The 21,837-nt window shown below is 64.9% G+C and carries 22 protein-coding genes; 18 read left to right on the forward strand and 4 right to left on the reverse strand.

The genetic code is table 11. The annotated features are described in order from the left end of the window. Positions 1–49 precede the first annotated feature (49 nt). A complete protein-coding gene (locus tag ACPPVR_RS37390) occupies positions 50–343 on the reverse strand; it encodes a hypothetical protein (RefSeq protein ID WP_426611492.1) in 294 nt (97 codons plus the stop codon). Positions 344–525: 182 nt separating this feature from the next. Between ACPPVR_RS37390 and ACPPVR_RS37395 the strand changes: the two genes are divergently transcribed. The 4 genes from ACPPVR_RS37395 to ACPPVR_RS37410 all read left to right on the forward strand — a co-directional run bounded on the left by ACPPVR_RS37395 (position 526) and on the right by ACPPVR_RS37410 (position 3,188). Beyond that, complete coding sequence (locus ACPPVR_RS37395; RefSeq protein ID WP_426611493.1) at positions 526–990, forward strand: hypothetical protein; 465 nt, start codon at positions 526–528, stop codon at positions 988–990. Positions 991–1,094: 104 nt separating this feature from the next. Next, positions 1,095–1,799, forward strand: a complete 705-nt coding sequence (locus tag ACPPVR_RS37400) for a ribonuclease T2 family protein (RefSeq protein WP_426611494.1) — start codon at positions 1,095–1,097, stop codon at positions 1,797–1,799. Between the two features lie 61 nt (positions 1,800–1,860). Beyond that, complete coding sequence (locus ACPPVR_RS37405) at positions 1,861–2,721, forward strand: 23S rRNA (adenine(2030)-N(6))-methyltransferase RlmJ (protein WP_426611495.1); 861 nt, start codon at positions 1,861–1,863, stop codon at positions 2,719–2,721. A gap of 251 nt (positions 2,722–2,972) precedes the next feature. Then, positions 2,973–3,188, forward strand: coding sequence for a cold-shock protein (locus ACPPVR_RS37410; RefSeq protein WP_008544396.1), 216 nt, complete (start codon positions 2,973–2,975; stop codon positions 3,186–3,188). An 86-nt stretch (positions 3,189–3,274) separates the two neighbouring features. On the opposite strand, the gene ACPPVR_RS37415 is transcribed toward ACPPVR_RS37410, so the two are convergent. Beyond that, complete coding sequence (locus ACPPVR_RS37415; RefSeq protein WP_426611496.1) at positions 3,275–3,898, reverse strand: outer membrane protein; 624 nt, start codon at positions 3,896–3,898, stop codon at positions 3,275–3,277. 250 nt (positions 3,899–4,148) lie between these two features. Here ACPPVR_RS37415 and uvrC point away from each other — a divergent pair, with 250 nt between their 5' ends. From uvrC to ACPPVR_RS37450, 7 genes are all read left to right on the forward strand, one after another. Then, a complete protein-coding gene (gene uvrC / locus ACPPVR_RS37420; protein ID WP_426611497.1) occupies positions 4,149–6,212 on the forward strand; it encodes an excinuclease ABC subunit UvrC in 2,064 nt (687 codons plus the stop codon). 94 nt (positions 6,213–6,306) lie between these two features. Next, entirely contained in the window at positions 6,307–6,924 is a 618-nt protein-coding gene (pgsA, locus tag ACPPVR_RS37425) for a CDP-diacylglycerol--glycerol-3-phosphate 3-phosphatidyltransferase (RefSeq protein ID WP_426611498.1), read from the forward strand. Next, complete coding sequence (gene moaD, locus ACPPVR_RS37430; RefSeq protein ID WP_426611499.1) at positions 6,921–7,172, forward strand: molybdopterin converting factor subunit 1; 252 nt, start codon at positions 6,921–6,923, stop codon at positions 7,170–7,172. Before pgsA ends, moaD begins: the two co-directional genes overlap by 4 nt. Positions 7,173–7,175: 3 nt before the next feature. Then, complete coding sequence (locus ACPPVR_RS37435) at positions 7,176–7,658, forward strand: molybdenum cofactor biosynthesis protein MoaE (protein ID WP_426611500.1); 483 nt, start codon at positions 7,176–7,178, stop codon at positions 7,656–7,658. Beyond that, positions 7,658–8,617 carry a 50S ribosomal protein L3 N(5)-glutamine methyltransferase gene (gene prmB / locus ACPPVR_RS37440; protein ID WP_426611501.1) on the forward strand — a complete coding sequence of 320 codons (960 nt, stop codon included), beginning with the start codon at positions 7,658–7,660 and terminating at the stop codon, positions 8,615–8,617. Before ACPPVR_RS37435 ends, prmB begins: the two co-directional genes overlap by 1 nt. Positions 8,618–8,706: 89 nt before the next feature. After that, positions 8,707–9,300, forward strand: coding sequence for a phage holin family protein (locus ACPPVR_RS37445; RefSeq protein WP_426611502.1), 594 nt, complete (start codon positions 8,707–8,709; stop codon positions 9,298–9,300). After that, on the forward strand, positions 9,300–10,430 hold the full coding sequence (locus ACPPVR_RS37450) for a YihY/virulence factor BrkB family protein (RefSeq protein WP_426611503.1): 1,131 nt from the start codon (positions 9,300–9,302) through the stop codon (positions 10,428–10,430). Before ACPPVR_RS37445 ends, ACPPVR_RS37450 begins: the two co-directional genes overlap by 1 nt. A 13-nt stretch (positions 10,431–10,443) precedes the next feature. On the opposite strand, the gene ACPPVR_RS37455 is transcribed toward ACPPVR_RS37450, so the two are convergent. After that, positions 10,444–11,286 (reverse strand): class I SAM-dependent methyltransferase, encoded by an 843-nt coding sequence (locus ACPPVR_RS37455; protein ID WP_426611504.1) that lies wholly within the window; start codon positions 11,284–11,286, stop codon positions 10,444–10,446. Positions 11,287–11,407: 121 nt separating this feature from the next. Here ACPPVR_RS37455 and ACPPVR_RS37460 point away from each other — a divergent pair, with 121 nt between their 5' ends. From ACPPVR_RS37460 to ACPPVR_RS37470, 3 genes are all read left to right on the forward strand, one after another. Beyond that, entirely contained in the window at positions 11,408–12,958 is a 1,551-nt protein-coding gene (locus ACPPVR_RS37460; RefSeq protein WP_426611505.1) for a winged helix-turn-helix domain-containing tetratricopeptide repeat protein, read from the forward strand. A gap of 141 nt (positions 12,959–13,099) precedes the next feature. After that, on the forward strand, positions 13,100–14,584 hold the full coding sequence (locus ACPPVR_RS37465; RefSeq protein WP_426611506.1) for an EAL domain-containing protein: 1,485 nt from the start codon (positions 13,100–13,102) through the stop codon (positions 14,582–14,584). 15 nt (positions 14,585–14,599) lie between these two features. Then, positions 14,600–15,454 (forward strand): TIGR01459 family HAD-type hydrolase, encoded by an 855-nt coding sequence (locus tag ACPPVR_RS37470; protein ID WP_426611507.1) that lies wholly within the window; start codon positions 14,600–14,602, stop codon positions 15,452–15,454. A 92-nt stretch (positions 15,455–15,546) separates the two neighbouring features. Here the strand turns inward: ACPPVR_RS37470 and ACPPVR_RS37475 are convergent, their stop codons facing one another. Then, the gene (locus ACPPVR_RS37475; RefSeq protein ID WP_027523055.1) at positions 15,547–15,942 is read right to left on the reverse strand and encodes a response regulator; all 396 of its coding nucleotides are present in this window, start codon (positions 15,940–15,942) and stop codon (positions 15,547–15,549) included. Positions 15,943–16,170: 228 nt separating this feature from the next. On the opposite strand from ACPPVR_RS37475, the gene ACPPVR_RS37480 reads away from it, so the two are divergent. The 4 genes from ACPPVR_RS37480 to ACPPVR_RS37495 all read left to right on the forward strand — a co-directional run bounded on the left by ACPPVR_RS37480 (position 16,171) and on the right by ACPPVR_RS37495 (position 21,667). Continuing rightward, positions 16,171–17,142 (forward strand): bifunctional riboflavin kinase/FAD synthetase, encoded by a 972-nt coding sequence (locus tag ACPPVR_RS37480; protein ID WP_426611508.1) that lies wholly within the window; start codon positions 16,171–16,173, stop codon positions 17,140–17,142. Positions 17,143–17,344: 202 nt separating this feature from the next. Then, on the forward strand, positions 17,345–20,344 hold the full coding sequence (gene ileS, locus ACPPVR_RS37485; RefSeq protein WP_426611509.1) for an isoleucine--tRNA ligase: 3,000 nt from the start codon (positions 17,345–17,347) through the stop codon (positions 20,342–20,344). A gap of 9 nt (positions 20,345–20,353) precedes the next feature. Continuing rightward, positions 20,354–20,848 carry a signal peptidase II gene (lspA, locus tag ACPPVR_RS37490; RefSeq protein WP_426611510.1) on the forward strand — a complete coding sequence of 165 codons (495 nt, stop codon included), beginning with the start codon at positions 20,354–20,356 and terminating at the stop codon, positions 20,846–20,848. Positions 20,849–20,941: 93 nt separating this feature from the next. Next, positions 20,942–21,667: a hypothetical protein gene (locus tag ACPPVR_RS37495; protein ID WP_426611511.1), complete on the forward strand. Its 726-nt coding sequence runs from the start codon at positions 20,942–20,944 to the stop codon at positions 21,665–21,667. Positions 21,668–21,837 lie beyond the last annotated feature (170 nt).

Genomic DNA, 21,837 nt, shown 5'->3' on the forward strand with positions numbered 1-21,837 from the left:
GCTCCCGACTGAGACGTCGTGGCGTTAGCTTGGCGTTCCGAAAAACGCCTCAGTAGAGCGTGCGGATCGGCCGGTCGGCCGCGCCATAGGGCACCCAGCGGCAGGCAAACGAGATGTAGCCGCCTTCATAGGCCTGCACTGCGAGGAATTTGACCACCTTGCCGTAGCGAGCACAGTGATCGACCGCGACCTGACGTGCATCGGCCTGAGCTGCCAATGAATAGGCGATGATGCCGCCAGTGTCGTTGCCCTTGAAGGGCGGCACCGGAAGGAGATCGGCGCGCGCCGACTGGCTCGCCATCATACCCAAGGCAAGAAGGCCCGCGGCCGCAATGATTCGCATTCCCGTCACTCCAATTGGCTGGGGGCAGCTTACGGTGCCGGCGCGGCGGTGGAAAGAACGGATAGGCCGCTTGCTGCGACGTTATGGTCAACTCGTCGGCAAGTGTTGCCGCGCTGCACTTGACCTCCCCCGCCCTTCGCGTCACCGTCCGGCTTCCGCAGATCATGCTGTCTGGATTGCCCATGCGCGCCTCGACCTCCCTGAAATCGCTCCGCTTTGCCGCCGTGCTCGGCCTCATGTTCGGGGCGCTGTCGCTCAGTGAGGCCAAGGCCGCCAATCCGCTGGAGCTGAACTTCTGGCTGAGCGGGCCGCGCTATGACGGCAATGTCGCCGATTGTGACAAGGCGCTGCCGACGATCGCGACCCAGTTCTGGGAGAAGGAAAGCTCGTTCTGGAATTCGTCGTTGAAGATCACGGGCTTCTCGGCGGTTCACGAGACCGCGTTCCGGCCCTGGGCGTCCGACAACATTCCGCGCCGCTTTTGCACGGGCGAGGCCATGCTCAACGACGGCAAGGTGCGCAAGGTGCACTTCTCGATCATCGAGGACGGCGGCTTTGCCAGCTTCGGCCAGGGCGTCGAATGGTGCGTGGTCGGGCTCGATCGCAACTGGGCCTACAATCCGTCCTGCCGCGCGGCAAAACCCTGATTCGGATCGATCAAGCAGCCGGACCTTGGCCGCTTGAATTTTGTTCTTGAAATGTTCTTATCGCCTGCTAGGCTCTTTGCACAGTCTAGTTGAGGGGCGTTGCCATGTTTCATTCCAGATTGCATTCGTTTTCTCGCCTGATGATCTCGGTGACCCTCGCCCTGACCCTTGCGGCCGGGCTGATTGGGCTCGCCGGTATGGCAAAAGCCCAGGACAGGCGACAAAACACGCCCGGCGAATTCGATTTCTATGTGCTGTCGCTGTCCTGGTCGCCGTCCTTCTGCGAGGAAGCGGCGGAGCGCGGCGGGCGTTCGCAGGTCCAGTGCGGCGGGCGGCCCTACGCCTTCGTGGTGCACGGCCTGTGGCCGCAATATGAGAACGGCTTCCCGGAATATTGCCAGCGGCCGTCGCCGCGGCTGAACCGCAACATCGTCTCCTCGATGCTCGATCTGATGCCGGCGCCGGGCCTGATCTTCAACGAATGGGACAAGCACGGTACCTGCTCCGGGCTCACCGACCGCAATTATTTCGAGACGATCCGAAAGGCCCGTGCCGCGATCAAGATTCCGGCCGAATATCTCGACCTGACGGAGGCCAAGACGGTGGCGCCGGCCGCGGTCGAGGAAGCCTTCATCAAGGCCAATCCAGGCCTGAGCAATGCCGCCGTCTCGGTCACCTGCAACCGGACGCGGCTCTCCGAGGTCCGCATCTGCCTCAGCAAGGATCTGCGATTCCGCGCCTGCGAGGAGATCGACCGCCGCGCCTGCCGCCGCGACCAGTTGACGATGCCGCCGATCAGGGGTGGGTAGAGGCGCACCATCCCTGAATGACAACAGTTACTTTCATCGCCCGATGTCGTAACGCTCCGTCATGAACTACCGTCACGCCTTTCACGCCGGCAGCTTCGCCGATGTCATCAAGCACATCGTGCTGGCGCGCATCCTGACCTATTTGCAGGACAAGCCGGCCGCCTTCCGCGTCATCGACACCCATGCGGGCGCCGGCCTCTATGATCTCGAAAGCGACGAGGCGCAGCGTGGCGGCGAGTGGCTGACCGGGATCGCGCGGCTGATGCAGGCGCGCTTCACGAACGAGACCATTGAGCTGATAAAGCCTTATCTCGACATCGTCCGCGCCTACAATCCGAAGGGCGAGCTCAAGGCCTATCCGGGTTCGCCGCTGATCGCGCGCGGCCTGATGCGACCGCAAGACCGCCTCGTCGCCTGCGAGCTCGAGCCGAAGGCACGCAAGGCGCTGATCGGCGTGCTGCGCCGCGATGAACAGGCTCGCGTGGTCGATCTCGACGGCTGGGTGGCCCTGCCGGCCTTCGTGCCGCCAAAGGAGCGCCGCGGGCTGGTGCTGATCGATCCGTCCTTCGAAGCGAAGGATGAGTTCGAACGGCTGGGCGAAGCCTTCTCCACGGCCTTCGCGAAATGGCCAACCGGTATCTATGTAATCTGGTATCCGGTGAAGAGCCGGCGCGCCACCGACACGCTGGCGCAACTGGTGGCGCAGGCCGCAGCCGCAGCAAAGCCGCCAGGAAAATGCCTGCGGCTCGAATTCAGCGTGTCGCCGCAGGTCGATGGCGCACCGCTCACGTCCACCGGACTGCTGATCGTCAATCCGCCCTATACGCTGCAAAGCGAGCTGAAGACGATCCTGCACGAGCTGGAAATGCCGCTCGGCCAGGGTGGCCCTGCCAGATTCCGATTAGAGGTACCGAAGCCGTAACACTCCGGCATTCTTGGGAAAAATATGCAGTAGCGGTAGTCAATCTGCAAAGAACCGTATTATGCTGTTTCCGTGACTGGCTTTACGTTCCGCTTCCGCGAATGGTTGCGGCGGAGTGAAGGCCTAAAAAAGATCCAGTCGGACCGAAATGGTCTGCCCAAGGATGGCCAGCTCCCGGGCTTCGTGAAGCCCGGTCATGCTGCGACGCGCGTCTGCGTCGCGGCGGAGGAGCAATGAGGGGGAGTTTCCCGATGGCCATGACGGGAACGGTTAAGTTCTTCAACGGCGAGCGCGGCTACGGCTTTATCAAGCCCGACGACGGCGGTCGCGATGTCTTCGTTCACATCACCGCTGTGGAGCGGGCGGGATTGAAGGACCTCGCCGAAGGACAGCGTATCACATTCGAAGTCGAACCGGACAAGAAGGGGAAGGGGCCCAAGGCGGTCAATTTAGTGATCCTTTCCTAGCGGGCCTCACGCAAAAAAACTGGCGCAAAAAAATCCCGGCCGCGAGCGGCCGGGAGGCTGTTGTCCGGCATTTTCTTATTCGCCTATCAGAAGTGATAGTTCACGCCTGCGCGCACAACGCTGGCGCTATAGCCGTTTGACACGCCCGTAATTGCGAACTGGCTCGTCGACAGATCGATGTAGAGATATTCGAGCTTCGCGCTCCAGTTCGGCGCGAGGCCGACTTCTGCGCCGACGCCGGCCGTCCAGCCAGCGGTGGTGTGCGACTCCGTCCAGCCAAATGTCTGCGCGCGCAGCTCGCCGAAGGCGAGGCCGGCGGTGCCGTAGAACAGAACGTTGCTGAAGGCATAGCCGGCGCGGCCGCGCAGCGTGCCGAACCAGGGATTGGAGAACTTCCACGGTGCGAAAGTGTCGTCGGCGCCGGCGGCCTGGATGTCGCCCTCGACGCCGAACACCCACGGGCCGCTCTGGAAATTGTAGCCGGCCTGCACGCCGCCGGCGAAGCCGGAGGGTTTTGCGGGATTGCTGCTGACCGAGCCCCACTCGTAGCCGACATTGGCGCCGATATACGGGCCGGCCCAGCTATAGGCATTGAGCGGCTGATTGACGGTATAGGGCGCGCGCTGCCCGTAATTGAGATCGGCGGCCTCTGCCGAAGCTGTCCAGCCGGCTGCAACCAACGCGGCCGCGCCCACAACGAACCCCTTCATCGGTACTCTCCAACGCAACTGCCCAAACCCGCGCGCTGCCTGCACCGCCGCGCAAGGCAAACCCGCATGGTTGGGGAACCAAGAACTTTTCGCGTAGGATTTATCGAGAGTTTTAAGTTAAAGGCCTGTTAAGACCCGTTACCGCGCAGTTAACAGACTTAAGGAAGCGTTACCGGGAACTGCGCGCTATCCTGTGCGTGCGGCAATGCCGGAACTTCAAATCGGCATCCCCAGCGCTTAAATGCGTCTCATGGTTCACGATTCCACCGACAATCCGGACGACGCGCGCGCACGCAAACCAGCGCACCGCACCGCACCGGACGCCCCGACCGAGGGGTTGACGCCGCCCGACCTCGATCCCGCCACGGTGAGCGGCGATGACGAGGACGATGCGCGGCTGCCGGATATCCTGGAAGAGAGCGGCGCGGTCGGCGAAGAGCCGCTGGCGACAGGTCATGAGGCGATCGAGCGCGCGGTCCGCCTCGCCCCGACCTCGCCCGGCGTCTATCGCATGCTCGCTGCGAACAGCGACGTGCTCTATGTCGGCAAGGCCAAGAACGTCAAAAAGCGCCTGTCGAATTATGCGCGCCAGAGTGCGCCGCAGCCGGCGCGCATCCTGCGCATGATCGCGGCCACCGTCTCCGTGGAGATCGTCTCGACCACGACCGAGACCGAAGCGCTGCTGCTGGAAGCCAACCTCATCAAGCAGCTCCGGCCGCGCTTCAACGTGCAGCTTCGCGACGACAAATCGTTTCCCTATATCCTGATCACCGGCGACCATTGGGCGCCGCAGATCCTGAAGCATCGCGGCGCGCAGTCGCGGCCCGGCCGTTATTTCGGCCCGTTCGCTTCGGCCGGCGCCGTCAACCGCACCATCACGGCGTTGCAGCGCGCGTTCCTGATCCGCTCCTGCACCGATTCCTTCTTCGAGAGCCGCAGCCGGCCCTGCCTGCTCTACCAGATCCGCCGCTGCGCCGGCCCGTGCACCCGCGAGATCGATTTCCCCGGCTACACGACGCTGGTGCGCGAGGCGACCGACTTCCTGTCCGGCAAAAGCCAGGCGGTGAAGCAGGAGCTGGCAGGCGAGATGGAGAAGGCCTCCGGCGAACTCGAATTCGAGAGCGCGGCGCTCTACCGCGACCGCCTCGCCGCGCTGTCGGCGATCCAGTCGCAGCAAGGCATCAATCCGCGCACGGTAGAAGAAGCCGACGTGTTCGCCATCCACCAGGAAGGCGGCTTCTCCTGCGTCGAGGTGTTCTTCTTCCGCACCGGCCAGAACTGGGGCAACCGCGCCTATTTCCCGCGCGCGGAAAAGACCTATACGCCGGAAGAGGTGCTCGGCTCCTTTCTCGCCCAGTTCTACGACGACAAGCCGCCGCCGAAGAACATCCTGCTCTCGCACCAGATCGAGGAGAGCGAGCTGCTTGCGAACGCGCTCTCGATCAAGGCCGGCCACAAGATCGAGGTCGCAGCGCCCAAGCGCGGCGAGAAGAAGGAGCTCGTCACCCACGCGCTGACCAATGCGCGCGAGGCACTTGGCCGCAAGCTCGCGGACACCGCGACCCAGAGCCGCTTGCTCGACGCGATTGCGACCACGCTGAGCCTGCCGCACCCGCCGAAACGGATCGAGGTCTACGACAACAGCCACATCCAGGGCACCAATGCGGTCGGCGCCATGATCGTCGCGGGCCCCGATGGTTTTGTGAAAAACCAGTACCGCAAGTTCAACATCAAGTCGGAAGGGCTGACGCCCGGCGACGATTACGGCATGATGCGCGAGGTGCTGGAGCGCCGCTTCAAGCGCCTGATCAATCCACCCGAAGAGGGTGCGGCCAAGGCGAAGGACGACGACTTCCCGCAATGGCCGGATCTCGTGGTCATCGACGGCGGCCGCGGCCAGCTCAACGCCGTTCGGGAGATCTTTACAAATCTCGGCCTGACCCAGGTGTCGCTGATGTCGGTCGCCAAGGGACCGGACCGGGATGCCGGCCGCGAGACCCTGTTCATGCCGGAGCGCGAGGCGATCAAGCTCGAGCCGCGCGACCCCGTGCTCTATTTCATCCAGCGCCTGCGGGACGAGGCCCACCGCTTCGTCATCGGCTCGCACCGCAAGCTGCGCAAGAAGGACATTCGCGAGGCTGGTTTGCAGGAGATTCCGGGCATCGGCCCGTCACGCAAACGTGCCTTGCTGCACCATTTCGGAACCCTGAAGGAGATCGAACGGGCCTCGATCGTCGATCTCGGCAAGGTTCCGGGGGTAAGCGCCGAGAGCGCCCGCAGGATTTTCGAATATTTCCATCCCCAGCCGGGGTGAACTCAAGGGGCCGCAGTCATATGGTCGTCGCATCCTGCACCCCATTTGGGGGCGTAAGGTTGACGTTCGGGCTCGAGCGGTATTGGTAGGACGGATGAACATCGCCACGACACGAGGGACCACAAGCCGCGCGATGTCCCTCCCGAACCTCCTGACCTATGGCCGGATCGCCGCGATCCCGGTCGTGATCGGGTGCATCTACGCGCAGTCGATTCTGGATCAGCCGCTGTGGCTGCGCTGGGTCGCGGTCGCCATTTTCATCGCGGCCGCAGTGACCGATTACCTCGACGGCTATTACGCACGGATCTGGAATCAGCAATCGGCGTTCGGCCGGATGCTCGACCCGATCGCCGACAAGCTCCTGGTCGCCTCCTGCCTGCTGATGCTCGCCGCCGACGGCATCATCCATGGCTGGTCGCTGTGGGCCGCGATCGTGATCCTGTGCCGTGAGATCCTGGTCTCGGGCCTACGCGAATATCTCGCGGCGCTCCGCGTCAGCGTGCCCGTGACCAAGCTCGCCAAATGGAAGACCACAGTCCAGCTCGTCGCGATCGGCTTCCTGCTCGCTGGCCCGGCCGGCGACGAGGTGATGCCCGTCGTCTCGATGACCGGACTGGCCCTGCTGTGGGCCTCGGCGATCCTGACCATGTACACCGGCTACGACTATTTCCGCGCCGGCATCCATCACCTCATCAAGGAGGATGAGGGATGAAGCTGAAATACTTCGCCTGGGTGCGCGAGCGCGTCGGCATGGCCGAAGAGACCGTCGAGCCGCCTGCGACCGTGCGCACCGTCGAGGAGTTGATCGCCTGGCTGTCCGGCCGGAGCGAGGCCTATGCCTACGCGTTCGAGAAGCCGAAAGTGATCCGCGCCGCAATCGACCATGCCCACGTCAAGGCGGACGCCGCGATCGCGGGCGCCCGCGAGATCGCCTTCTTCCCGCCGATGACCGGCGGCTAGGCCATGACCTCCCCCGTCACCACCGGCGCCGTCACCATCCGCATCCAGGAAGATGATTTCGACATCGCGCGCGAGATCGCGAGCCTGACCAAAAGCCGTACCGACATCGGCGCGGTCGTGAGCTTCTCCGGCATCTGCCGGGCCGATGAGGGCCGCGCAAAGATCGCCGCGCTGACGCTCGAACATTATCCAGGCATGGCCGAGGAAGAGATCAGGCGCCATGTCGACGAAGCTACGTCGCGCTGGCCGCTCAACGGCGTCACCATCATCCACCGCGTCGGCCGGTTCATGCCGGGCCAGAACATCGTGCTGGTGCTGACCGCATCGCAACACCGCAAGGCGGCTTTCGAGGCGGCCGAGTTCCTGATGGACTACCTGAAGACCAGCGCCCCGTTCTGGAAGAAGGAAGAAAGCGCCACCGGCACCGGCTGGGTCGAGGCCCAGGCCCGCGACGACCAAGCCGCCGCACGCTGGACCCGATCCTGATGGCAAGAGCATCCAAAAAGATCGCGCGCAGCCGGGCCGCGCCAAAACTCGCCAAGGTCGGCCGCGGCGAGCTTCTCACGCTGCTCGATTTCGTCCGCTATGCGGTCAGCCGCTTCACCGAGGCCAAGCTCGCCTTCGCGCATGGCACCACCGATCCGGTCGCCGAAGCCGCCTTCCTCGTCTGCGAGGCCCTGCATCTGCATCCCGACCAGTTCGACGCCTTTGCTCACGCGCGCGTCACGGCGGCGGAAGGCAAGACCATCTTCGATCTCATCCACAAGCGCGTCACCACGCGCAAACCGGCCGCCTATCTCGTCAACAAGATCTATATGCGCGGCCTGCCCTTCTATGTCGACGAGCGTGTCATCGTTCCGCGCTCCTTCATCGGCGAGCTGCTGGACTCGCATTTCGGCGGCGGCGGCGAAGCCGGCTCCCTGATCGACGATCCCACCTCCGTCGAGCGCGTGCTCGATCTCTGCACGGGATCTGGGTGTCTGGCGATCCTCGCCGCGCATCATTTCCCGTATGCCGCGGTCGATGCCGTCGACATCTCCAAGGGCGCGATCGAGGTTGCCGGGCGCAATGTCGGGGAGTACGGGCTCGATGAACGCATCACGCTCCATCGCGGCGATCTGTTCGCCCCGCTCGGCGACAACAAATACGATTTGATCATCACCAACCCGCCTTACGTCGATGCCGAAGGCATGGCGGCATTGCCGCCGGAATGCCGGGCCGAACCAAAACTCGCCTTTGACGGCGGCGCCGACGGTCTCGACGTGGTCCGCCGCATCCTGCGCGACGCGCCCGACCATCTGACGCCGGACGGCGGGCTGATCTGCGAGATCGGCCGTGGCCGCGACCTGATCGACGAGGCCTTTCCGGAGCTGCCGCTGCTGTGGCTGGACACCGAGGAGTCCGAGGGCGAGGTGTTCTGGATCGCGGCCGCCGATCTCGGCTGATCCGTCGCGCGGCACAGCGCCGGCGGAACAAGTCAAACGCCGCCACGTTCATCCCCGAATGGGAATTTCCGCTCTCGGAGGATGTCCACATGCTCGCGCCATCGGGCGAATTGCTGCGCGCCGGCTTGGCGCTCAAGCTCAATCATCTCAAACGCGCCACACGATCCTATCTGCGCGACCAGACCAGCCATGCGACCGGCAAGGTGACGTCTTACGCGGTTGCGGCGGGACTGTTCGCGGTGGCGGGCTTGTTCGTCGTCGCAGCCTGCTTCGTGGGCCTGATCACACTGTACCGCTGGGTTGCGATCACTCATGGCCAATTCTGGGGATTCGGCGCCGTCGGCTGCGTGCTGCTGGTGCTGGCGGCGATCTGCGCCGGTGTGGCCATGGCTCAGATGAAGCGCAAGACCAGGCGGATCGTGCCGCTTGCCAGCCGTCTGCGCGTGGCGATCGCCACCCCCCGTATCCCGCGCGGAACGGTGAAGGAGGCGGTGAAAGAGGTTGCAACGACGATTCCGTTGGCGCCGTTCGCACCGGGTGAACGCGGTCAAGAACGAGATCGTGGCAACAAAGGGCGTTCGCTGCGCACCAACAGGCCGGTGCAACTGGGCTTGATGCTCGCGGCCGTTGGCGTGTTGGGGTTCACCGCGGCGCGCCGGAGCCGTCACGGGCAAGGCACGTAATGGCGGCGCGGGGTTCTCAGCAATTCGATTCCTGGCTGCTGGTCGCGGCCACCGCTGTCTTCGTGCTGAGCGCTGAACGCTATTTTCAGGACTCCGGCGTCCTCCGATCGGGGCCTCCGCAAGAGCATCGCAATGCCGAGGCGAATTCGCCCGAAGCGAGTCCGGCCGGCGCAGCCACACAGCCCGGCCACGGCCGCCGTGCGAAGAGCCCGTTCGCGATCCCCTGGGCGGGTTGGAAGGATATTTTCTGGCGTACCTATCAGCGCATCGACGACGATCGCCTGCTGGCAACCGCGGGTGGCGTCGTCTTCTTTGGGCTGCTCGCGGTTTTTCCCGCCGTCACCGCACTCGTCTCATCCTACGGCCTGTTCGCCGATCCCTCGACCATCAGCGCCAATCTCCAGACGCTGGCGATGATGCTGCCGGAAGGCGCGTTCCAGATCGTCGAGGACCAGGTCGCGCGCGTGGTGTCGCACGGCAATACGGCGCTCGGTATCACCTTCCTGTTCGGCCTCGTGCTCGCGATCTGGAGCGCCAATGCCGGCGTCAAATCCATGTTCGACGCCCTCAACGTTGCCTATGAGGAACGCGAGAAGCGCAGCTTCATCAAGCTGAACCTGATTTCCCTAACCTTCACGGCCGGCGCCATCGCGGCGCTGCTGCTCATGGTGGCTGCCGTGGTCGCCTTCCCGCTCGCGCTTGATCATCTCGGCATCGCGCCCGAGAGCAAGCTGATCGTCGCACTCGCACGCTGGCCGCTGCTGCTCGTCATCCTGCTGGGGGCGCTCGCGATCCTCTACAGGTTCGCGCCGAGCCGCGACGCACCGCGCTGGCAATGGTTGAGCATCGGCGCGGTGGCAGCCGCCATTCTCTGGATCGCCGGCTCGGCGCTGCTGTCCTGGTATCTCTCGGCGTTCGCCAATTACAATGCGACCTACGGCTCGCTCGGTGCGGCGATCGGCCTGATGACGTGGATGTGGATGTCGGCGATCGTGATCATGTTCGGGGCCGAGCTGAACTCGGAGGTCGAACGGCAGACCCTGCGGGACACGACCACCGGGCGGCCCAAGCCGCTCGGCAGCCGTGACGCTGTTTCGGCCGATACGGTCGGCGCCGCGGCGCCGTCCTGACCGACTTCGCACCTCAACGCTTGGTGATGACGGCTTCGAGATATTCGCTGTGCACCACCACCGTGCCGTCGTCGGCGTGGTTGAACTCGCCGAGCAGGGTCATGAGATCGAGCCGCAGCGCCGCCTGGCCGGTCTCGTCGAGCGCGGCGAAGGCTTTCAGCATCGGGCCGTAAAACGACTTGAAGACCTCGAGCCAGTGCTCCGGCGAGCGATAGCGGAACACGAACATGCGCGGTTCGGCCGCGATCTCCGAGGCCTGGCTTCCGAACATCTCCTGAAGCCGCGCAGGCGTGCCCCACAGCGCCGGCGACTTCACGCCGGCCGGCGGCGGCAGATGCTTGCCGATAATCTTGAAGAGCTGGCCGATGAAACCTTGCGGCGTCCAGTTGGCGAGGCCGACCTTGCCGCCGGACTTGCAGACCCGAGCGAGCTCGGAAGCCGCCTTGTCCTGGTCCGGTGTGAACATGACGCCGAAGGTCGAGAGCACGACATCGTAGCTCGCATCCGCAAACGGCAGTGCCTCGGCATCGGCCTCGCGGAATTCGACCGTCAGATGCTCGGCCGTGGCCCGCTCCTGTCCGCGTTTGAGTAGCGCCGGCACGTAGTCGGTGGAGGTGACGTCACACCAGCGCCGCGCCGCCGCCAGCGTCGCATTGCCGTTGCCGGCGGCAACGTCCAGCACCTTGCTGCCGGCACGCAGATCCAGCGCCTCACAGAGCTGCTCGCCGACGATCTGCAGGGTGGTGCCAACGACGGCATAGTCGCCGGACGACCAGGCGCCGTGCTGGCGCTGCTTGACGGCGGCGAGATCGGGTTGAGTTGCGGCTTGGGTGCTGAGCGCTGCAGATGTCGACATGGCTATCTCCTGCGGTTGAAAACGCCCGGGACGATACGGCGCATGTCATCGGCTGGCCTTGAGAGCGGCGCTATTTTACGTTCAGATCACCTTGATTTCCGAGCCGGAGCCGAGGCGCAGCGTGACATTTCATTTCGAGGATTTCGTGCTCGATCCCGAGCGCCGCGAATTGCGGCGGGCGGATACGCTGGTCGCGCTCGAACCCCAGGTGTTCGATCTCGTGCTCTATCTGATCCGCAATCGCGAGCGCGTGGTGACGCGGGACAATCTGCTCGATGCGATCTGGAACGGCCGCGTCGTCTCGGAATCGACGCTGACCAGCCGGATCAACGCGGCGCGGCGCGCGGTCAACGACAATGGCGACGAGCAGCGGCTGATCCGCACCGTGGCACGCAAGGGCGTGCGCTTCGTCGGCGAGGTCACAGAACTCTCCGCCATGGCGATACCGGCTGTTGCCGACACGGCGCCGGCAGCATTGTCCCTGCCCGATCGTCCCGCAATCGCCGTGCTGCCCTTCACCAACATGAGCGGCGAGGCCGAGCAGGATTATTTCTCCGACGGCATCAGCGAGGACATCATCACCGCGCTGTCGAAACTGCGCTGGTTCTTCGTCATCGCGCGCAACTCCTCCTTCATCTACAAGGGCCGCACGGTTCATTTGCGCCAGGTCGCCGAAGAGCTCGGCGTGCGCTATGTCGTCGAAGGCAGCATCCGCAAGGACGGCGACCGCGTCCGCATCACCGCGCAGCTTAACGACGTCGCCACCGGCAGCCATCTCTGGGCCGAGCGCTACGACCGCGAGCTCGCCGACGTCTTCGCCGTGCAGGACGAGATCACGGAGGCGATCGTCGCCGCGATCGAGCCGCAGCTCTATGCCGCGGAGAATTTTCGCGCCCAGCGCAAGCCGCCCGACAGCATGGATGCCTGGGACCTGCTGATGCGCGCGCTCTCGCACTACTGGCGGGTGACGCGGCAGGATCATGTCGTTGCCCAGGCCCTGCTCGAAAAAGCGATCGCGCTCGACCCGAACTACGGCAAGGCGCTCGGGCTGCTCGGCACCAGCTACATGTTCACCGCGCATATGGGCTGGACGGAGATGGCCGCTGCGATCTCCGTCGCCGAGCCCGCGGCGCGGGCCGCGATCCGTGCCGACGACGAGGATGCCTGGGCGCATAATGCGCTAGGCCATGTCAATCTGTTCGCGCGGCGCTTCGAGGACTCGCTCGCCGAGTTCGAGACCGCGCTGCAGCTCAATCCGAACTTTGCGCTGGCGCAAGGCTATTATGGGCTGGCGCTGGGCTATTGCGGCCGCTGGCGGGACGCCGACGAGGCCGCGCGCCGGGCGATCCGCCTCAGCCCGCGCGACCCCTATGCCCCTGTCTATTTCGGCATCGCCGCCTATGCCCGCTTCCTCGGCGGCGATTACGCGGAAGCCATCCGGCTCGCACAGGAGGCCCTGCGCCAGCGCAGCGATTTCGTCGGCGGGCACCGGGTACTGACCGCGGCCGCCGGCATGGCCGGGCACACCGAGATCGCCCGCGCGGCCCTGAAGGAACTCCACCGGGCCCAGCCCAACGTCTCGCTCGCCTGGATCGCCGAGTTCATGCCGATGAAGCTCGCCCCCGACCGCGAGCACTACCTCGAAGGCTTTCGCCGGGCTGGATTGACTTGAGCGATGAAGAGGCTGCTATCCCCTCGAATCAACAATGATGTTAGGGTGATGCGGCTTGGGGGAGCATGAGGCGTGACGGGTTCGTACAGTGACCCGTGTTTTCCCGGTGAGGCAGTCAGCTCTTGAGGCGTAGCGCGCGGCATGATTCGCATTTCGACGGTCTTCATCGCCATCTGTATGGTTCTGGTCGCGGCCTCTCTCGGGCTTGTCCTCTACTCGGTCGCCGGGATCAGCGGGACCGAATCCGCGATCGTGGCGCTCACCGCGCTGACCTTCCTGATCCTCTACAACGCGGTGTCGATGCGGCTGCGCGACCGCAGCGACGTCGGCGGCCAGATCGCCGATCTATCGCGCGGCACCGCTGACCTCGCCCGCCAGGTGGCCGAGTTCGGCCGCCGGCTCGCGGCGGTCGAGGGACGCATCGCCTCGTCCAATTCGACCAATTCCGACCGCATCCAGTCGGTGGTCGGCGAGATCAACGAACTCGGCGGGTTGGTCCGACAGCTCGCGGCCACGGTGTCGGCCCATGAGGACCTGCTGGCCGACGGCACGCCTGCCCCCGTCCCGGTCCCCCGGGTGGAGCCGGAGGCGCCGATCGACCTGATTGCCATGCCCGAGGAAAGGCTGGTCGCGCCCGCGCCGCCCCCGCTTCCGGCAACCCAGCGGCCGGCGCCGGCGGTCCAGACCACCAATGCGGTCCAGACCGGCAATTCGGTTCAGACCGGCAATGGACGCAACCCGACCCAGATGCTGGCGATGCTCCGCAACGCCATCGACGAGAACCGCATCGACATCTTCCTCCAGCCGATGGTGACGCTGCCGCAGCGCAAGGTGCGGTTCTACGAGGCGGTGACGCGGGTGCGCGACGAGCGCGACCAGCTGATCGCGGCCGAAGAGTTCATCAGCATCGCAGAGGCCTCCGGGCTGATCGGGCGCATCGACAACATGGTGATGCTGCGCTGTGTGCAGGTGCTGCGCCGGCTGATGGTGCGCAACAAGGATGTCGGCGTATTCTGCAACGTCGCGGCGTCCACGCTCGGCAACTCCACCACCTTCGCCCAATGCCTCGACTTCCTCGAGGCCAACCGGGCGCTGGCGCCATCGCTGGTGCTGGAGTTCAAGCAGTCGACCTTCCGCAGCCTCGGCCCCGCCGAGACCGAGAATCTCGCAGCGCTCGCGCAGCGCGGCTTCCGCTTCTCGATCGACCACGTCACCGACTTACGGATTGAACCGCGCGAGCTCGCCGACCGCGGCGTGCGCTTCATCAAGGTGCCGGCGTCCCTCCTGCTCGACCCGAAGCGGGCGTCGACCTCGGACATTCACCCCTCCGACCTGTCCGATCTGCTCGGCCGCTTCGGCATCGACCTGATCGCCGAGCGGATCGAAGGCGAGCGCGCAGTGATCGACCTGCTCGACTATGACGTGCGGTTCGGCCAGGGCTTTCTGTTCGCGCCGCCCCGGCCATTGCGACCCGAGGGGGCTTCTGCTACCGCCGGGGCCGCGCCGAACCAGGCGCAGGACATTCAGGGATCCAATGGCTCCGGAACACCCAGCCCAGGCGCAACGTCTGGCGCCCCTCCGTCACCGCGCGTCACCGGCAACGCGGCACTCGCGCGTCGCGTCTGATCGGCCGCGCGCATCATGACCACGCTGCATTTCGCCGAAAGCCTGCGCGAGCTCGTGGGCGGCGTTGACGTCGTGCTCAGCGACATCTGGGGTGTGGTCCATAACGGCCTGGAATCCTTCCCCGAGGCCTGCGAGGCGTTGCATACCTATCGCAGCCGCGGCGGTACGGTGATCCTGATCACCAACGCGCCACGCCCGGCCGACTCCGTGCAGCGGCAATTGCGCAAGCTCGGCGTCGCCGACGAGACCTACGACGCGATCGTCTCCTCGGGCGACCTGACGCGGCTCTATGTCGCCGACCATCCCGGCCGGAAAATGTTCTGGCTCGGCCCCGAGCGCGACAACTCGATCTATCGCGGCCTCGATGCGGTGACCGCGCCATTGGAAGAGGCCGACTACATCGTCTGCACCGGCCTCTATGACGACGAGACCGAGACCGCGGAAGACTATCGCGGCATGATGCTGAAGGCGCGCGAGCGCAAGCTGACGCTGGTCTGCGCCAACCCCGATATCGTGGTGGAGCGCGGCGACCGGCTGATCTATTGCGCCGGCGCGATTGCCGAGCTCTATCGCGAGCTCGGCGGCGAGGTGATCTTCTACGGTAAGCCGCACCGCCCAATCTACGAGCGTGCGATGGCGCTGGCCGGCGAACGCCAGGGCCACCTGATCGACCGGAAGAAGGTGCTGGCGATCGGCGATTCCGTCCGCACCGATTTAACCGGCGCGCGCGAATTCGGCATCGACTGCCTGTTCGTCACGCGCGGCATCCATGCCGAGGAATTCGAGGGCCTTGACCAGCTCGACCCGGCGTCCGTGCTGGAATTGTTCGGCCACCCGCCAAAGGCGCTGATGCGCGAACTGAAGTGGTGATCTCTGTCGTTCCGTGAGGAACGACGCTGCAACGCAGAAAGCCCGGGACAGACGCCCGGGCCTTCCGAATTCAAGTGATGGCTTGATCGCGCTTACGCGCTCGCCATGTCCGGGAAGACCGCCTCGATCTTGGTCTTCAGCGTCGCCGCGTTGAACGGCTTGACGATGTAGTTGTTCACGCCGGCCTTCTTGGCCGCGATCACGTTCTCGGTCTTGGATTCCGCCGTGATCATGATGAAGGGCGTGGTGGCGAGGTTGGGGTCTGCGCGCACTTCGCGGAGCAGGTCGTAGCCCGTCATCGGCTCCATGTTCCAGTCGGAGATCACAAGCCCGTACTTCTTGCCGCGCATCTTGTTCAGCGCTGCCGAACCGTCGCTGGCATCATCGATATTATCGAAGCCAAGCTGCTTCAGCAGATTCCGGATGATACGGATCATGGTGCTGTAGTCGTCCACCACCAGAACCGACATCGACAAATCAACCGCCATCTCGACTCCCCCAACGCAATCCCAGGAATGTTACAATCGGACCTGCCAGGCCGGGGCCCCGCAGTTCCACCTTCGAAGCACTAGCACCCAGGCGTTAAACAGCGCGTTAATTGGAGGCCGCCCGAAGAATTGAAATCGTGTTCAATGCGGCCGCCCCCTCCCGCTTGACTTCGTCGGGCGGCTCAAGCCACGGTCTGAACCGGTCCTGCCGCTTCGAGAATTCCCCTGATGGCCCCGCAATTTACCGTTATCCGCGATACCACGCCGGATTCTGCGATTTTGAAGGGGGCCGTGGTCGCCATGGGCAATTTCGACGGGGTCCATCTCGGCCACCGCGCAGTGATTGCCGCGGCGCTGGAAATGGGCCGGACGCATGGCCGCCCTGCGCTGGCATTGACCTTCGAGCCGCATCCGCGCCGGTTCTTCAGCCCGAACACCCCGCAATTCCGCCTGACGGACGAGCCGGCCAAGCTGCGGCTCCTGGCCGGGACCGGACTTGCCGGCGCCGTGGTCATGACCTTCGACAAGGCCAGAGCCGGGACCACCGCGCAGGATTTCATTCACCATGACCTGATCGGACGCCTTGGCATCGGCGGAATCGCGGTCGGATACGACTTCCATTTCGGCAAAGGCCGGGTCGGCTCGCCGAGCCTTCTGGTCAACGAGGCGCCCCGGCTCGGCATCGAGGTCGACGTGCAGCCGCATGTCGATATCGACGAACGCCCGGTCTCCTCCAGCGCCATCCGGATCGCGCTCGCGGAAGGCCAGCTCGATGAAGCCACCACCATGCTGGGCGCGCCCTGGTTCATCACCGGCGAGGTCATCCATGGCGAGAAGCGCGGCCGCGACCTCGGCTATCCCACCGCCAACATCCGGCTCGATGCCAATTGCGGGTTGAAGCACGGCATCTATGCGGTACGGGTCGGCCGCGGCGCCGAGCGGCTGGACGGGGTGGCAAGTTTCGGCCGCCGCCCGACCTTTGATAATGGCTCGCCGCTGCTGGAAATCTTCCTGTTCGACTTCAAGGGCGACCTCTATGGGCAGGCGCTCGACTGCGCGTTTATCGGCTTCATCCGCGAGGAGCTGAAATTCGACAGCCTGGAGGCCCTGATCCGCCAGATGGACGACGATTCCGCCCGTGCGCGAGGCATGCTGGCCGCCGCCCCGGGCGCGTTTCCGCGGCTTGGGACGGTCGATTGAAGGCCCGAACCCTGTCTGGGCGGCCTTTGCGCTTCCCCCGCCCCCCTGCTATGGAGAGCCCATGTTTGCGCGGCGCATCATAGGGATTAGCGGCCCGGCTTCCGCCTGAGCCTTCGGCTCGGCGCAAGACCGGGATGTTGTCGTTTCACCCCGCGATTCCAGTCGCCATCCGTTCCCGCGCCCTTCCGAGCCAGTCAGCCTCATGTCCGAAAAGCCGCAAAAGTCCGACGCCAAAGACTATTCGAAAACCCTGTTCCTGCCGCAGACGGACTTCCCGATGCGCGCCGGCCTGCCGCAGCGCGAGCCGGAGATCCTCAAGCGCTGGTACGAGATCGGCCTCTACGAGAAGCTGCGCGAGAGCGCGAAGGGCCGCGCCAAGTTCGTGCTGCATGACGGGCCGCCCTACGCCAACGGCAACATCCATATCGGCACCTCGCTGAACAAGATCCTGAAGGATCTCGTCACCAAGAGCCAGCAGATGCTCGGCTTCGATTCCAACTACGTGCCCGGCTGGGACTGCCACGGCCTGCCGATCGAGTGGAAGGTCGAGGAAGAGCACTATCGCAAGAAGGGCAAACAGAAGCCCGACTTCCGCGACAGCGCCGCGATGATCGACTTCCGCAAAGAGTGCCGCGCCTATGCCACGCACTGGCTCAACGTGCAGCGCGAGGAGTTCAAGCGGCTCGGCGTGATCGGCGACTGGGATCACCCCTACGCCACCATGAACTATCCGGCCGAAGCCCAGATCGCGCGCGAGCTGATGAAGTTCGCCGCCAACGGCACGCTGTATCGTGGCTCCAAGCCCGTGATGTGGAGCGTAGTCGAGAAGACCGCGCTTGCCGAGGCCGAGGTCGAGTACGAGGACTACACGTCCGATATGGTGTGGGTGAAATTCCCGGTCACCTCGCCGGCGCACGGCGCGCTCGCCTCCGCAAGCGTCGTGATCTGGACCACCACGCCCTGGACGCTGCCCGGCAACCGCGCCATCTCGTTCTCGCCGAAGATTGCCTATGGCCTCTACAAGGTGACGGACGCGCCGGCGGACAATTGGGCCAAGACCGGCGATCTCCTGATCCTGGCCGACGCGCTCGCCGCAGAAGTGTTCAAGCAAGCGCGCGTCACGGCCTATGAGAAGGTGCGCGACATCCCCGGCGACACCATGGACGCGATCGAATGCGCCCATCCGCTGAAGGGGCTTGCCGGCGGCTATGAATTCATCGTGCCGCTTTTGTCCGGCGACCACGTCACCGACGACACCGGCACCGGCTTCGTGCACACGGCGCCCAGCCACGGCCGTGAAGACTTCGACGTCTGGACAGCGAGCACGTGCGAGCTCGACGCACGCGGCATCAACAGCGCGATCCCCTACACAGTCGATGAGAACGGCGCCTATACCGATCATGCGCCGGGCTTTGCAGGCAAGCGCGTCATCAACGACAAGGGCGAGAAGGGCGACGCCAACGAGGCCGTGATCAAGGCGCTTGTCGAAAAGGGCATGCTGCTCGCGCGCGGCCGGCTCAAGCACCAATATCCGCATTCCTGGCGTTCCAAGAAGCCTGTGATCTTCCGCAACACGCCGCAATGGTTCATCGCGATGGACAAGGATATTGCCGTTGACGGCAAGACCAAGTCCGGCGACACGCTGCGCGCCCGCGCGCTGCACGCGATCTCGGTGACACAATGGGTGCCGCCGTCAGGCGAGAACCGCATCAACGGCATGATCGAGGCGCGGCCCGATTGGGTGATCTCGCGCCAGCGCGCCTGGGGCGTGCCGATCGCCGTGTTCGTGCGCGAGAAGGGCGACGGCTCCGCCGAGATTCTCCAGGACGAGGCTGTCAATACCCGCATCGGCGACGCCTTCGAAATTGAAGGCGCCGACGCCTGGTACGCGAACGGCGCGCGCGAGCGCTTCCTCGGTTCGCGTGCCAAAGAAGACTGGCAGAAGGTCGACGACATTCTCGACGTCTGGTTCGATTCCGGCTCGACGCACGCCTTCGTGCTCGAAGACCCCGTGCACTTCCCCGGCCTTGCAGGCATCAAGCGCAAGGTCGACGGCGGCACTGACACGGTGATGTACCTCGAAGGCTCGGACCAGCATCGCGGCTGGTTCCACTCCTCGCTGCTGGAGAGCTGCGGCACGCGCGGCCGCGCGCCCTACGACATCGTGCTGACCCACGGCTTCACCCAGGCAGAGGACGGCCGCAAGATGTCGAAGTCGCTCGGCAACACCATCGAGCCGCAAGCCGTCATCAAGGAATCCGGCGCCGACATCCTGAGACTCTGGGTCGCGTCCTGCGACTACACCGACGACCAGCGAATCGGCCCCGAGATCCTGAAGAACACCGTCGAGACCTACCGCAAGCTGCGCAACACCGTGCGCTGGATGCTCGGCACGCTGCATCATTACAAGCCGGCCGACGCGGTCGCGCCCGCCGAGATGCCCGAGCTCGAGCGGCTGATGCTGCATGAGCTCGCGCTCCGCGCCGAAGCGATCCGCAAGGCCTATGAGACGTTCGATTTCAAGAGCGTGGTGGCGATGCTCTCGGCATTCCTGAACAGCGAGCTGTCGGCGTTCTATTTCGACATCCGCAAGGACACGCTCTATTGCGATCCGCCGTCCTCGCTGACGCGCAAGGCGGCGCTGACCACGATCGACCTGCTGTGCAACGGGGTCCTGAAATGGCTGGCGCCGGTGCTGAGCTTCACCGCGGAGGAGGGCTGGCGCATGTACAGGCCCGACGCCGAGCCGTCGGTGCATCTGACGCAGTTCCCGGAAGGTCTCGAAAAGCTCCGCGACGACAAGCTCGCCGCGAAGTGGGAGACGATCCGCAACGTCCGCCGCGTCGTCACCGGTGCGCTCGAGCTCGAACGTGCGGCCAAGAACATCGGCTCGTCACTGGAGGCCTCGCCCGTCATCTATATTGCCGACCGCGACGTGCTCGCGACGCTGTTCGACACCGATCTTGCCGAGATCTGCATCACCTCGAACTACGAGGTGCGCGAGGGAGAGGCGCCGGCTTCGGCGTTCCGCCTCGACGCCATCCCCGGCGTCGGCGTCGTGGTGGAGAAGGCGCAAGGCACCAAATGCGCCCGCTCCTGGAAGATTTCGCCGACCGTCGGCGAAGACGCCGAATATCCCGACGTCACCCCGCGCGATGCCAAGGCGCTGCGCGAATGGAAGGCGCTGGGGGTGGGGGTCTAATCCCCGGCCATGACCCCGCTCCGCGCCGGCATCCTCTCGGCCATCGTCACCGTCATCCTCGACCAGGCCTCGAAGCTCTGGCTGCTGAACGTGTTCGACCTCGCCCATCGCGGCGCGGTGAGGGTGACGCCGTTCTTCGACCTGGTGCTGGCCTGGAACATCGGGATCAGCTTCGGCTGGCTCCAGAACGACAGCCAGGCGGCACAGCTCGCGCTGATGGCAGTCAAGGCCATCGCGGTGGTCGCGCTGGCGATCTGGATGGCCCGGTCCCACACCTTCCTTGCGACCGTGGCACTGGGGCTGATCATCGGCGGCGCCATCGGCAACGGCATCGACCGCCTGGCCTATGGCGCGGTGGTCGATTTCGCCCTGTTTCATATCGAGATCGCCGGAAATACCTTCAATTGGTATGTCTTCAACCTGGCGGACGTGGCCATCGTTGCTGGGGTGGCGGCGCTGTTGTATGATTCCTTCCTGGGGGTACCCGCCGCAAAAGCGCCCTGATCCCGGCCGATACGGGCCGGAGGTGGAACCTTGCTTTGCGAGGGGTGCCGCGCGCGACGCAGCAATCTGCCACAATATGGAACAGGTACAGGTATGCGCAGCTCCGAGACCAGCGGTTCGATGGTGCGAGACCCCCGGACGGGGATTTGGCGGGCGCTGAAATTGTCAGCCGTCGCACTCGGTATCGGCCTCGTCATGGCGGCAGGCCCGGTCCGCGCTGGTGACGACGGCGACGATGATGACGACATGACCTTCGAAGAGAAGCTCATCGACAATCTGATGTCCGGCATCGGCGCCAAGAGCATGGAGAAGAAAGGTATCGAGTACCGCGAGCGGTCGCCGCTGGTGGTGCCGCCCAAGCTCGACCTGCCGCCGCCGGCCGACACCGTGGCCAAGAACGCGCCGAACTGGCCTAAGGACCCCGACGAGAGGCGCCGCAAGGAGGCCATCGCTCAGCGGAAGAAGGCGGTTAAGGCGACGGAGAACTGGCAGGCCGCCCAGCCGCTGACGCCCGCCGAGATGAAGGCCGGCCAGATCGCCGCCCCCGAGCGCACCAGCAACGACCCCATTCAGCCGGGCACTAACGGCAACCCGTCGCTCAGCCCGGCCCAACTCGGTTTCACTGGCGGTCTGTGGAACATGATGACGAACAACAAGGGCGAGGCCAGTAAATTCACGACCGAGCCGCCGCGCCAGTCGCTGGTCGAGCCGCCGCCAGGATATCAGACGCCTTCGCCGAGCTATGCCTATGGCGCCGGAGAGGACAAGTCGCGGAAGACGTTTTACGACATCATGTCCGGCAAGGAGAGGGAGCAATAAGCTCCTTGCCATCGCGCGACTGGACGCGTGGACCTGCCGCAATCGTCCGGTCCAGGGTCGGACGCGGCAGATGACTTATATTTAAGTTCAATTTGACCGCGTTCTCTGCTTCGTGACGGGAAGCGTCAACCGCACGGTGTACCATGCCGTGCCTCCGAGCCGGACGTCAG

Origin of the sequence: Bradyrhizobium sp. McL0616 (genome assembly GCF_049993385.1) — a bacterium.
Classification (GTDB): domain Bacteria; phylum Pseudomonadota; class Alphaproteobacteria; order Rhizobiales; family Xanthobacteraceae; genus Bradyrhizobium.

Coding starts and splice junctions, on each gene's coding strand:
- ACPPVR_RS37390 (WP_426611492.1), bottom strand. CDS start 343: ATGCGAATCATTGCGGCCGCGGGCCTTCTTGCCTTGGGTATGATGGCG.
- ACPPVR_RS37395 (WP_426611493.1), top strand. CDS start 526: ATGCGCGCCTCGACCTCCCTGAAATCGCTCCGCTTTGCCGCCGTGCTC.
- ACPPVR_RS37400 (WP_426611494.1), top strand. CDS start 1,095: ATGTTTCATTCCAGATTGCATTCGTTTTCTCGCCTGATGATCTCGGTG.
- ACPPVR_RS37405 (WP_426611495.1), top strand. CDS start 1,861: ATGAACTACCGTCACGCCTTTCACGCCGGCAGCTTCGCCGATGTCATC.
- ACPPVR_RS37410 (WP_008544396.1), top strand. CDS start 2,973: ATGGCCATGACGGGAACGGTTAAGTTCTTCAACGGCGAGCGCGGCTAC.
- ACPPVR_RS37415 (WP_426611496.1), bottom strand. CDS start 3,898: ATGAAGGGGTTCGTTGTGGGCGCGGCCGCGTTGGTTGCAGCCGGCTGG.
- uvrC (WP_426611497.1), top strand. CDS start 4,149: ATGGTTCACGATTCCACCGACAATCCGGACGACGCGCGCGCACGCAAA.
- pgsA (WP_426611498.1), top strand. CDS start 6,307: ATGAACATCGCCACGACACGAGGGACCACAAGCCGCGCGATGTCCCTC.
- moaD (WP_426611499.1), top strand. CDS start 6,921: ATGAAGCTGAAATACTTCGCCTGGGTGCGCGAGCGCGTCGGCATGGCC.
- ACPPVR_RS37435 (WP_426611500.1), top strand. CDS start 7,176: ATGACCTCCCCCGTCACCACCGGCGCCGTCACCATCCGCATCCAGGAA.
- prmB (WP_426611501.1), top strand. CDS start 7,658: ATGGCAAGAGCATCCAAAAAGATCGCGCGCAGCCGGGCCGCGCCAAAA.
- ACPPVR_RS37445 (WP_426611502.1), top strand. CDS start 8,707: ATGCTCGCGCCATCGGGCGAATTGCTGCGCGCCGGCTTGGCGCTCAAG.
- ACPPVR_RS37450 (WP_426611503.1), top strand. CDS start 9,300: ATGGCGGCGCGGGGTTCTCAGCAATTCGATTCCTGGCTGCTGGTCGCG.
- ACPPVR_RS37455 (WP_426611504.1), bottom strand. CDS start 11,286: ATGTCGACATCTGCAGCGCTCAGCACCCAAGCCGCAACTCAACCCGAT.
- ACPPVR_RS37465 (WP_426611506.1), top strand. CDS start 13,100: ATGATTCGCATTTCGACGGTCTTCATCGCCATCTGTATGGTTCTGGTC.
- ACPPVR_RS37470 (WP_426611507.1), top strand. CDS start 14,600: ATGACCACGCTGCATTTCGCCGAAAGCCTGCGCGAGCTCGTGGGCGGC.
- ACPPVR_RS37475 (WP_027523055.1), bottom strand. CDS start 15,942: ATGGCGGTTGATTTGTCGATGTCGGTTCTGGTGGTGGACGACTACAGC.
- ACPPVR_RS37480 (WP_426611508.1), top strand. CDS start 16,171: ATGGCCCCGCAATTTACCGTTATCCGCGATACCACGCCGGATTCTGCG.
- ileS (WP_426611509.1), top strand. CDS start 17,345: ATGTCCGAAAAGCCGCAAAAGTCCGACGCCAAAGACTATTCGAAAACC.
- lspA (WP_426611510.1), top strand. CDS start 20,354: ATGACCCCGCTCCGCGCCGGCATCCTCTCGGCCATCGTCACCGTCATC.
- ACPPVR_RS37495 (WP_426611511.1), top strand. CDS start 20,942: ATGCGCAGCTCCGAGACCAGCGGTTCGATGGTGCGAGACCCCCGGACG.